Below are 11,107 nucleotides of genomic sequence, written 5' to 3' on the forward strand. Positions count from 1 at the left end.
GCGGTCCCGGAACCCGGGACCGCATCACCCCGTTGCGGGCTCGAAGGGGGCAAAGCGGCACACACTCCTCATGTCCACGCCCCCGAGACCTCTCAAAACGCCCATGATGTTAACCGGGTTTCGCCTGGGTACCCAGTGCCGTGCGCAACCTCGCCGGGTCCACCCGCCAGAACGTGTGCTGTTCGTCATCGATCAGGACCACCGGAATCTGCTCCCAGTACTCCTTGTACAGCTCCTCGTCCTCGGTGATGTCCTTCTCCACCCAGGACGCGCCGGTCTCCTCACAGACGGCGCGCACCACGAGTCGCGCATCGTCACAGAGGTGACAGCCGGGCTTTCCCACGAGGGTCACCACCCGGTCGGCGGGCTTCTTCTTCGTACGCCGCAGCAAGGCACTCATATCTCCATTCTGCGCCGCTCCGCACCGCTCCCGGGATCACCCGTTTAACGCGGCGGCCCCGGAGAGTTCACGCGGTCGCATCCCGCCAGGTCGGGAACGGCCGAACAGAATCGCTATGCTCACGACATGGCCGCTCTTGGATGGCTCACACCCCGCAGGCGCCCCGCGACAGCACGGAGCGTGCTGGCAGGCGAGGCAGCAGCCGAGGCAGCGCGGAAGTCGGCGCTCCCCGCCGACGAGTCCCTTCTTCCCGCAGACGCCGCGGATCTGCTGACCGCGGCCGAAGGCGCCCGGGAGCCCGTGTTCCCGGTGGCCGGGGACGACCGGGCCGCCGCCTTCTTCGACCTCGACAACACCGTGATGCAGGGCGCCGCGATCTTCCACTTCGGCCGCGGCCTCTACAAGCGGAAGTTCTTCCAGCGCCGCGAACTGACCCGCTTCGCCTGGCAGCAGGCCTGGTTCAGACTGGCCGGCGTCGAGGACCCCGAACACATGCAGGACGCCCGCGACAGCGCCCTGTCCATCGTCAAGGGCCACCGCGTCGCCGAGCTGATGTCCATCGGCGAGGAGATCTACGACGAGTACATGGCCGACCGCATCTGGCCCGGCACGCGCGCCCTCGCCCAGGCCCACCTGGACGCGGGGCAGAAGGTCTGGCTGGTCACAGCCGCCCCGGTGGAGACCGCCACGATCATCGCCCGCCGCCTCGGCCTGACCGGCGCACTGGGCACCGTCGCCGAATCGGTGGACGGGGTCTACACCGGCCGCCTGGTCGGCGAGCCCCTGCACGGCCCGGCCAAGGCCGAGGCGGTGCGCGCACTGGCGGCGGCCGAGGGCCTGGACCTGGACCGCTGCGCGGCGTACAGCGACTCGCACAACGACATCCCGATGCTGTCGCTGGTCGGACACCCGTACGCGATCAACCCGGACACCAAGCTCCGCAAGCACGCCCGCGCCCTGGACTGGCGCCTGCGCGACTACCGCACCGGCCGCAAGGCCGCCAAGGTCGGCATCCCGGCCGCCGCAGGCGTGGGCGCCCTGGCCGGCGGCACCGCCGCCGCGGTCGCACTCCACCGCCGCCGCCGCTGACCCTCCGCCGCAGCCCCGGCTCCACCGCCGCCGCCCCTGCCCCGCCGCCACCCCTGACCCGCGGCATCCACCCGTGGCCCGCGGGCCGCGGGCTGTGGCCTGCGGGCCACGCCCGGGAACGTACGGCCAATCGGGAGGGGCAGCCGCCCGCACCCGCTCACCCCTCCGGCCAGTCGGATTGACGTCGAGCGACCACAACCCGTCGCCCCCGCAAGCAGATCACGAAGCTTTTCGATCAATAAGCGGTCACGATGTGCGACTTACTCCGTCACTTAGAGGTTACAGAAGCGACGGAATCGGTGATTTGAGCAACTGGGTGTAGCCCGGCCTGTACGAAGCGTTATTCTCCTCAGACGCACAAGGAGCCCGCCACCCGCTACCACGAGTGACGGTTTTCGAACTGCACGTGATGGAAGCTCTGCCTCTGGGAGTCCCGTGTACCCACACGTCGGGGTTGACACCTCGGGCCTGGCTACGCTGCGCGCAACGGTCCTCGACCACTTGCGCGGCTTCGTCCCCACCGCGTACGCCGTCCCCGCATTTGCCACCCCTGCACCTGCCGGCCCTTGCTACGCGCTGGCCGAACGCAGCGCGGCGGTCGGAAGACGCAGCAACCGCGGCGCCACGACCACGTCAGCCGTTCGCCGGCCCACAGCCGACAGCGACAGCGCGCGCATGATGGATCTCGTCGAGCGCGCACAGGCCGGTGAGGCCGAGGCCTTCGGCCGCCTGTACGACCAGTACAGCGACACCGTGTACCGGTACATCTACTACCGCGTGGGAGGGAAGGCGACAGCGGAGGACCTCACCAGCGAGACGTTCCTGCGCGCTCTCCGCCGCATCTCCACCTTCACCTGGCAGGGCCGCGACTTCGGTGCCTGGCTGGTCACGATCGCCCGGAACCTGGTCGCCGACCACTTCAAATCCAGTCGTTTCCGACTGGAAGTGACCACCGGCGAAATGCTCGACGCGAACGAGGTCGCGCGCAGTCCGGAGGACTCCGTCCTGGAGTCCCTCTCCAACGCCGCACTGCTGCAGGCCGTGCGACGACTCAATCCACAACAGCAGGAGTGCGTCACCCTCCGGTTCCTGCAAGGGCTCTCGGTCGCCGAGACAGCCCGCGTCATGGGCAAGAACGAGGGCGCGATCAAGACCCTGCAGTACCGCGCCGTCCGAACACTCGCCCGACTCCTGCCCGACGACGCCCGTTGAGATCACCCTGGGCGACGGACGAGGTCACCATGAGTGACACGTACGTGACACACTGGTCCGATCATCCTTCGTCCGTAACCCAAACGCCGCGCCACTCGTTGTGCCGGATGCAGGCCCCCTGTCGTCGCACCGCGACCCGTAATCCACTCGCTCGATCGTGTGGAAACGCGTCCGGTGCGCAACCTTCCGGACGCTCAGGGGAGTCGACCGTCATGACGAGAGGAGGTGCCGCCAGTGATCGCAAACGTTTCGGCACACCGGCGGGCGAACGCCTTCGCCCAGGCCCTGGAGGAGCAGTCGCCCCAGGGTGCGGCGGCCGTACAGCCCGAGGAACCGGCCGAACCGGCCGACCACGGAACGCTGTTGGCCCTGGCGAACGGCCTCGGTGAGCTACCGAAGCCGCAATTTGATCCCGAGGTCAAAGTGGTGCAGCGAGCGCAGCTCGTCGCGGCCATGGAGACCATGTTCGCCGAGGGCGGTGCGTCCACGGGCCCTACCGTGCCCGAACAACGGGGCAGGGGGGCCCACCGGGCGTCCCCGCTCCGGAAATTGCGCCCCCGCTCCCGCTGGGCGAAGGGAATCACCGCGGGCGGACTCACCGTCGGCGTGGCCGCAGGAGCTTTCGGCGGAGTGGCCGCTGCCAGTTCCGACGCCCTGCCCGGTGATTCCCTCTACGGGCTGAAGCGCGGCATGGAGGACATCAACCTCACCATGGCCAACGGCGATGCCGACCGTGGCGAGGTCTACCTCGACCAGGCATCGACCCGCCTCAGCGAAGCCCGCCGCCTCATGGAGCGGGCCCGCTCGGGCGAGATGGACCACGAGTCGCTGGGGGAGGTCAGACGAACGCTCAACGGCATGACGCACGACGCCACCGAGGGACACCGGCTGCTCCACTCCGCCCACAAGAGGGACGGCTCCATCGGGCCGATCCAGACACTGGACTCCTTCTCCCGCTCGCACCGCGAGAGCTGGAGCAGTCTCCGTGACCGGCTGCCCGTCCAGCTGACCGACATCGGCGACAAGGTCAGCTCCGTCTTCGACGCCATGGACCAGGAGGTCGCACCGTTCCAGGCCCTGCTCCCCCGTACCCCGGGTACGAGCGAGGAGGGGACGCAGCCCGCATCCCCGGACGGCTCCGGCCCATCCGGCACGGACCGCCCGGCACCCTCGTCCACCGCCCCGGACGGCAGCCCGGCCGGCAGCAGCGCGCCCGAGCCGTCCGGATCCGGCAGCACTCCGGCCGACGGCCTGATCAACGGCGGTACGGACGGCCTGCTCGACGACCTCCCGACGGACGACGGCACCCCGTCGTCCCCGGGCGGCGACAACGGCGCGTCCGAAGCACCGGATGTGACCCTGCCGCCCCTGCTCCCCGGTCTGCTCCCGGGCCTGGGCATCGACGGCGAGGACCTCAACCCGTAGGCGAAGCGCGGGACAACAGGTGAAGGGGGCCGTCCGCATCCGGACGGCCCCCTTCACCTGCGCTTCATCAGAAGAAGACCGACCTGCGCTGCACGAGCAGCTTGTACAGCGTGTGCTGGATCTGCTCCCGCACCTGGTCCGTCAGGTTGAACATCAGCATCGGATCCTCCGCCGCCTCCGGCGGATACCCGTCCGTCGGAATCGGCTCCCCGAACTGGATCGTCCACTTCGTCGGCAGCGGCACCGCACCCAGCGGTCCCAGCCACGGAAACGTCGGAGTGATCGGGAAGTACGGAACGCCCAGGACCCGTGCCAGCGTCTTCGAGTTGCCGATCATCGGATAGATCTCCTCCGCGCCGACGATCGAGCACGGCACGATCGGCACCCCGGCCCGCAACGCCGTCGACACGAAACCGCCCCGCCCGAAGCGCTGCAGCTTGTACCGCTCGCCGAACGGCTTGCCGATGCCTTTGAAGCCCTCCGGCATCACCCCGACGACCTCGCCGCGCTGCAGCAGCCGTTCCGCGTCCTCGGCACACGCCAGCGTGTGCCCGGCCTTCCTGGCCAGCTCGTTGACCACGGGCAGCATGAAGACCAGATCGGCGGCGAGCAGCCGCAGATGCCGCTCGGCCGGGTGGTTGTCGTGCACCGCGACCTGGAGCATCAGCCCGTCCAGCGGAAGCGTCCCCGAGTGGTTCGCGACGATGAGCGCCCCGCCGTCCGACGGGATGTTCTCGATGCCCTTCACCTCGACCCGGAAGTACTTGTCCGCGAGGGGCCGCAGCATCGACATGAGGACCTGGTCGGTCAGCTCCTTGTCGTAGCCGAACTCGTCGACCTCGTAATCGCCCGTGACGCGCCGTCGCAGGAACGCGAGCCCGCCCGCGATCCGCCGGTCCCAGCCGGCCCGCCCGGAGGCCTCGTGCGCGTCCTCGGGAGGCATGGCCTCCTGCGCACCCACCACCGGCGCCTGCGACCCCCGCAGGGCGCTCACGGGCGCCGCACCGGGGCCGGCCGGGGCCTGGCCCCGGCCACTCCCCGGCAGCACGCTCCTGCGCCGCGCAGCGCCTGAGCGCGAACGGTCGTCGTCGAACGGAATGACCTTGGCGTCCGCCATCGTCGGTCGCGCTCCTCTACCTGGCGCCGTGAGTCGAATGTGTCGCATCGGTCCCGCCCCCGGCCGGCCCTCCGGTGAAAGGCAGGTCCGCCAGTCGCCCGACAGCCCTGCTCATCAACTCGGGCGGCAGCAGCCCCGGTCCACGGCTGCGCGCGAACTCGGCGAAGGTCTCCGCGGTCGTGAACCTGGGGCGGAAACCCAGCGTCTCGCGCATCTGCACGGTCGAGACCACCCTGCCGTGGGTGAGCAGCCGGATCTGCTCCGGCGAGAAGTCGGTCATACCGATCGTGCGGAGCGCCGAGCCGACCCAGGTGACGGCGGGCAGCAGGACCGGAACGGTGGGCCGGCCCAACCGCCGCGAGCACTGCGAGAGCAGCAGCACGCCGTCGCCCGCGATGTTGAAGGTGCCGCTGTTCAGGGTCCCGCGCCGCGGTTCACGCGCCGCGATCTCCAGGACCGCCATGACGTCGTCCTCATGGACGAACTGCAGCCGCGGGTCGTATCCGAAGACGGTCGGCAGGACCGGCAGCGCCAGGTAGTCGGCAAGCGGCGAGTCCGGCTCCGGGCCCAGGATGTTCGCGAACCGCAGCACACAGACGGCGACGTCCGGCCGGCGACGCGCGAAGCCGCGTACGTACCCCTCGACCTCCACCGCGTCCTTGGCGAAGCCTCCGCTGGGCAGCGACTTGGGCGGGGTCGTCTCGGTGAACACCGCGGGGTCGCGGGGGGCGGAGCCGTACACGCTCGTACTGGACTTGATCACGAGCCGCTGGACGGTCGGTGACTTCTGGCAGGCGCCGAGCAGCTGCATGGTGCCGATGACGTTGGTCTCCTTGACCGTCGTCCGGCCGCCGGCGCCGAGCGCCTTCCCCGAGACATCCAGATGAACGACCGTGTCGACCGAGTGCTCGGCGAGGACCCTGGCGATCGCGGGCTGCCTGATGTCCGCCGTGACGAACTCGGCGTCACCCAATTGGTGCGCGGGCGCGACCGCGTCGACGGCGATCACCCGGTCCACACCGGGGTCGCGCTGGATACGCCGTACGAAGCGGCCCCCCAGCTGCCGGGCCACTCCTGTGACGAGCACGATCTTCCCCAAGATCAGCGCCTTCCGTCGTTCGTTCGTCGAGCGGGGTCTTCCCCTGGCCGTCACCGTAGCCGGTGGATGTTGCCCTGTGATGACCCCATGGCGGGCTTTGCCGAAGTCATGGCCGGAAAAACACCGAAGCCCCTCCGCCGGAACGGCGGAGGGGCTTCGGATGCACGAACTGCGTTCGCTTACTTCTTGTTGCGACGCTGAACGCGCGTGCGCTTGAGCAGCTTGCGGTGCTTCTTCTTGGCCATCCGCTTACGCCGCTTCTTGATAACAGAGCCCACGACTACCCTCGCTCACTTCTTCTTCACTGGTGCGGGGCGTCTGGGCCCACACGACCTACGTCGGCCTAGCCTACCCGCCACTGAGTGAGGGGCGTAATCCGAGGGCGACGTCAGGCCGACTCCACCCCCACAAAGGACTCGCGGAGATACTCGTGAACCGCTTGCTCCGGGACCCGGAAGGACCTGCCCACCCGGATCGCCGGCAGATGACCGCTGTGCACCAAGCGGTACACGGTCATCTTCGACACTCGCATGACCGAGGCGACTTCCGCCACGGTCAGAAACTTGACCTCGTTGAGAGGCCTCTCGCTGCCAGCAGCCATGACCCACCTGTACCTTCCGCACGAGACGCGCACCGGCTTCCCCTCCGGTGACTCTTCGTCGTTGTGCGCTCACTCCCCAGATTAGGGGCGGGTGATGCGAGTGGGGAAGAGGTGAGACGACAGGCCGCCTACTGTGACAGACACGCCCGATTGAGTACATAGCGAGTAAGCGGGTGGTAGTAGTCCGACCGCACGGCGTCATCAAGCGGAACGGCGACGGACACCCGCCCCTCGGCCTCGCCCACGAACAGCGCGGGATCGTCCGTATCGGCGAGACCGATGGCCTCGATGCCCAGCTGACCTGCCCCGCAGACCCACCCATGGTCTCCGACCACCAGCTCGGGCAGAGCCCCGAAGGTCTCCACGATCCCCTCCAGCACGGCCCGAACCGGCAGCGGCGAATGGGTGTGTGCGCCGGTCGCACTACCGGGGGCCCGCACGCCCGGTTCGCGCACCAGCGCGACTCCCCGTACGTAGTCGAGGTTGTACGTGCGTACGCCGAACCGGGTCGTTATGTCGATACATCGGCCCTGCGCGGGGGTGAGCACCGCGCACCCGGCCGACGACAAGGCGTCTGCCAGCCCCGCGTAGAACCCGAGCAGCCGGTGCGGATGACCGGTCCCCAGCAGCACCGGAGCCCGCCTTTCCGCAGCTGCCCCGAGCCGCTCGGCGAACGCGTCCAAACCTGCCAGAGTCCGCTCCGGATCGATCACATCAGGACCCGAGACATGATCAGGATCGTCCGACACGCCGCACTTCTCCGCCATGAGCCGCAGCAGGTCACGCTCACCCCACGCCCGCTCCGGATCGAGGCCCAGCATCACGCGCGGATCCCTCGCCGCGAAGAGCCGGTAGCTCTGCAGACTGTTCTGCCGCGAAGTGGCCACAGGCCCGGCCAGCCTGGCCGCCAGCAGATGGGCGCGCAGCGCCCCGGTGCTCAACACCCTCCCGATGCTCCCGCACCGGGCACACCGCAGGACCAAAACCCCGGTTCCGCCCCACCGTTGGCGTAACCCCTACTCAGGCCAGCAGCCCCCGCAGCGGAAACACCGCCCGCCTGGTCGCCAGCACCGCCTGGTCCAGCCGGTCCGCCGGGTCGTACCCGGCGTCCCACGGCTGCCACGACGGGGTACGGCCGTCCGTCATCCTGGCCGGACCCAACTGCCGCGTCCGGGCGTAGACCTCATCCCGCCACGACGACGGAATCACCGACTCCGGGTCCACGGGCGCATGGGCGGCGATCCCCACGAGATGCGTCCAGGACCGCGGCACCACATCGACCACCGCGTACCCGCCGCCACCGAGCGCCACCCAGCGCCCGCCCTCCGCGTACTCGTGGGCGAGCTCGTGACACGACGCCATGACCGCCCGCTGCGCATCCAGCGACACCGCCAGATGGGCCAACGGATCCTCGAAGTGCGTATCGGCCCCGTGCTGGGTCACGAGCACCTGCGGCCGGAAGTCCGCCAGCAGCTCCGGCACCACCGAATGGAACGCCCGCAGCCACCCCGCGTCCCCCGTACCGGCGGGCAGCGCCACGTTCACCGCACCGCCCTCGCCCGCCCCGCCACCGGTCTCCTCCGGCCACCCGGTCTGCGGGAACAGCGTGCGCGGATGCTCGTGCAGCGACACGGTCAGCACCCTCGGGTCCTCCCAGAACGCGGCCTGCACCCCGTCCCCGTGGTGGACGTCCACATCGACGTACGCCACCCGTTCGGCCCCCAGCTCCAGCAGCCGGGCAATGGCCAGCGCGGGATCGTTGTAGATGCAGAAGCCGGCGGCACCTCCCGGCATCGCATGGTGCAGCCCACCGGTGAAGTTCACGGCGTGCGCACTCTCCCCGCGCCACACCGCCTCCGCAGCCCCCACCGAAAGACCGGCGATGAGCGCGGACGCCTCGTGCATCCCCGCGAATGCGGGATCGTCCACCGTTCCCAGTCCGTACGACTGGTCGGCCGCCGCAGGATCCGCGGAAGCGGCCCGCACGGCCGCCACATAGTCCTCGCGGTGCACCAGCCGCAGGGTGGACGCACCGGCGGCCTTGGCCGATCTCACATCCACCGCGGAATCGAGCCCGAACGCCCGCACCAGCCCCATCGTCAGGTCGAGCCTGACCGGATCCATGGGATGACTGTCACCGAAGTCGTATCCCGATACTGCGTCATCCCACATCAGCCGCGCGCGCCCGCTCATGCCCGCCACCGTATCGGGCGGGCTCGGAGCCGAACGACCGGGCATACACGAGCGTCGCGAGAACCAGCACCATCGGTACGAGCATCGCGCCCCGGTAACTCCACGCGTCGCCGAGGCCCCCCACCAACGGTGATCCGACCAGGAACCCCACGTAGTTGAAGACGTTCAGCCGGGCGACAGCCACATCGCTCGCCCCCGGGAACATCCGCCCCGCGGCGGCGAAGGTCTGCGGAACGATCACACAGAGCCCCAGCCCCAGCATCGTGAACCCGAGCATCCCCCACCAGGCCCCGGGCGCCACGGCCACCACCCCGAAGCCCCCCGCCGCCAGCACACTCCCGAACCGGACGACGTTCACGGCCCCGAACCGCCGCACCCCGAGGTCCCCCACGGCCCGCCCCAGCAGCGTGGTCACCATGTAGACGTTGTACGGAACGGTCGCCAGCTGCTCCGAGCTGCCCAGCACGTCCTGCAGATACTTCGCACTCCAGTTGGAGACCGTCGAGTCCCCGATGTACGCGAACGCCATCACCAGACAGAGCGGCATCAGCAGCTTGAACGGGACGGAACCGCCCTTCCCCGGAGCCGCAGCAACCTCCTCCGCCGTCCTCCCCTCCGCGTACCACCGGCTCCCCAGCAGCGCCGCGGGCAGCAGGACGACCACGGCCGGCAGGTAGGACACGAGCAACGACAGGTCCCAGTGGGCCCCCGCCCAGGCCATGGACGCCCCGGCGATGCCGCCCAGGCTGTAGGCGGCATGGAACCCGAGCATGATGCTGCGCCCGTACGCACGCTGAAGACTGACGCCCATCATGTTCATGGACGCGTCCAGCGCACCCACGGCGAGCCCGAACGCACCGAGCGCGAGGGCCACCTGCCACAACTCGGTGCCCGCACCCACACCCAGCAGCGCCAGCAGCACGACGGGCTGCGCCCACCTGAGCACGATCCCCGGCCGCACCCGCGCGACCACCTTCTCGGTGGCCACGCTGGCGACCCCCGCCAGGATCGGCACGGCGGCGAGGAAGGCGGGCAGCAGCCCGTCGGATATCCCGTACCGGTCCTGAATCGCGGGGATGCGCGTCACGAGCAGAGCAAAGGTCACCCCCTGCACCAGGAAGCTCAGTGCCAGAGAAGCCCTGCCGTGCCGCAATCGCGCATCCGTCATGGCCGCGAGCGTAGAGCCATCGATCTACCCCTGGGTAGATCGATCAGGCGAGCAGTTTGGGCAGCTGCGACATGTCGGAGAAGTGCCCGGTGACCCCGACGAGCCGGTCCGCCGGCATCATCGAGGTGAATCCGTACACGTCCATGCCCGCGGCACGCGCTGCCTCGACGCCGAGCGGGCTGTCCTCGATCACGACACACCGCTCGGGGGCGACGCCCATCCGTTCGGCGGCGTGGAGGAACAGGTCCGGCGCCGGCTTGCCCTGCCCGACGTCCTCGGAGCTGAAGATCCACTCCTCCTCGAACCACTGGTCGAGCCCGGGCCTCAGGTGCCCGGCGGCGATCTTCTGGTGGCTTCCGGACGAGGCGACGCAGTACGCCACCCCGTCGGCGACGAGTTCGCCCAGCAGCTCCTCGACCCCGTCCACGGCGAGGAGCTGCTCTTCCTGGAACGCGGCGAGCGTCCGGCGGTGCAGCTCCTCGTCGAAGTCCGCGGGCAGTTTCTGCCCCGTCCGCTCCTCCACCAGATCGTGCACCCGGTGGACCGCGGCCCCCATGTAGTCGCGGACAGACTCCTCGTACGAGGTGGGGTGACCGAGCTCGGTGAGGTAGCCGGCTAGGACGGTGTTGGAGATCGGCTCACTGTCGACGAGCACACCATCGTTGTCGAAGATGACCAGTTCGTAGCGCATGGTCCGACCCTAGACGCTCAGAACGCAGAAAAGCCCCGTGCCACAAGGGCACGGGGCTTTCCCGGAATAATTGTTCGGCGGCGTCCTACTCTCCCACAGGGTCCCCCCTGCA

At 69.5% G+C, this 11,107-nt stretch carries 12 protein-coding genes; 3 read left to right on the plus strand and 9 right to left on the minus strand.

The window, feature by feature from the left end:
• Positions 1-109 precede the first annotated feature (109 nt).
• Positions 110-400, minus strand: coding sequence for a glutaredoxin family protein (locus ABZS61_RS33210; protein ID WP_356429720.1), 291 nt, complete (start codon positions 398-400; stop codon positions 110-112).
• Between the two features lie 126 nt (positions 401-526).
• Here ABZS61_RS33210 and ABZS61_RS33215 point away from each other — a divergent pair, with 126 nt between their 5' ends.
• The 3 genes from ABZS61_RS33215 to ABZS61_RS33225 all read left to right on the plus strand — a co-directional run bounded on the left by ABZS61_RS33215 (position 527) and on the right by ABZS61_RS33225 (position 4,126).
• On the plus strand, positions 527-1,489 hold the full coding sequence (locus ABZS61_RS33215; RefSeq protein WP_356429723.1) for an HAD-IB family hydrolase: 963 nt from the start codon (positions 527-529) through the stop codon (positions 1,487-1,489).
• Positions 1,490-1,924: 435 nt separating this feature from the next.
• On the plus strand, positions 1,925-2,701 hold the full coding sequence (locus ABZS61_RS33220; RefSeq protein ID WP_329209862.1) for an ECF subfamily RNA polymerase sigma factor, BldN family: 777 nt from the start codon (positions 1,925-1,927) through the stop codon (positions 2,699-2,701).
• Between the two features lie 234 nt (positions 2,702-2,935).
• Positions 2,936-4,126 carry a DUF5667 domain-containing protein gene (locus ABZS61_RS33225; protein ID WP_356429726.1) on the plus strand — a complete coding sequence of 397 codons (1,191 nt, stop codon included), beginning with the start codon at positions 2,936-2,938 and terminating at the stop codon, positions 4,124-4,126.
• A 67-nt stretch (positions 4,127-4,193) separates the two neighbouring features.
• Here ABZS61_RS33225 and ABZS61_RS33230 read toward each other — a convergent pair whose 3' ends face one another.
• The 8 genes from ABZS61_RS33230 to ABZS61_RS33265 form a co-directional block, all read right to left on the minus strand.
• The gene (locus tag ABZS61_RS33230; protein ID WP_356429729.1) at positions 4,194-5,243 is read right to left on the minus strand and encodes a lysophospholipid acyltransferase family protein; all 1,050 of its coding nucleotides are present in this window, start codon (positions 5,241-5,243) and stop codon (positions 4,194-4,196) included.
• 16 nt (positions 5,244-5,259) lie between these two features.
• On the minus strand, positions 5,260-6,342 hold the full coding sequence (locus tag ABZS61_RS33235) for an NAD-dependent epimerase/dehydratase family protein (protein WP_356429731.1): 1,083 nt from the start codon (positions 6,340-6,342) through the stop codon (positions 5,260-5,262).
• A gap of 179 nt (positions 6,343-6,521) precedes the next feature.
• Complete coding sequence (locus tag ABZS61_RS33240) at positions 6,522-6,620, minus strand: AURKAIP1/COX24 domain-containing protein (protein ID WP_003948845.1); 99 nt, start codon at positions 6,618-6,620, stop codon at positions 6,522-6,524.
• 110 nt (positions 6,621-6,730) lie between these two features.
• Positions 6,731-6,943 (minus strand): helix-turn-helix domain-containing protein, encoded by a 213-nt coding sequence (locus tag ABZS61_RS33245; RefSeq protein ID WP_014046653.1) that lies wholly within the window; start codon positions 6,941-6,943, stop codon positions 6,731-6,733.
• 128 nt (positions 6,944-7,071) lie between these two features.
• Complete coding sequence (locus ABZS61_RS33250) at positions 7,072-7,887, minus strand: phosphatase (RefSeq protein ID WP_356429734.1); 816 nt, start codon at positions 7,885-7,887, stop codon at positions 7,072-7,074.
• A 76-nt stretch (positions 7,888-7,963) separates the two neighbouring features.
• Positions 7,964-9,136, minus strand: a complete 1,173-nt coding sequence (locus tag ABZS61_RS33255; protein ID WP_356429737.1) for an acetoin utilization protein AcuC — start codon at positions 9,134-9,136, stop codon at positions 7,964-7,966.
• Positions 9,105-10,304, minus strand: coding sequence for an MFS transporter (locus ABZS61_RS33260; RefSeq protein WP_356429740.1), 1,200 nt, complete (start codon positions 10,302-10,304; stop codon positions 9,105-9,107). Before ABZS61_RS33260 ends, ABZS61_RS33255 begins: the two co-directional genes overlap by 32 nt.
• A gap of 43 nt (positions 10,305-10,347) precedes the next feature.
• Positions 10,348-10,995: an HAD family hydrolase gene (locus ABZS61_RS33265; protein ID WP_356429743.1), complete on the minus strand. Its 648-nt coding sequence runs from the start codon at positions 10,993-10,995 to the stop codon at positions 10,348-10,350.
• Between the last annotated feature and the right edge of the window lie 112 nt (positions 10,996-11,107).

The organism is Streptomyces sp. NPDC005566 (assembly GCF_040605575.1).
In the GTDB taxonomy this organism is placed as follows: domain Bacteria; phylum Actinomycetota; class Actinomycetes; order Streptomycetales; family Streptomycetaceae; genus Streptomyces.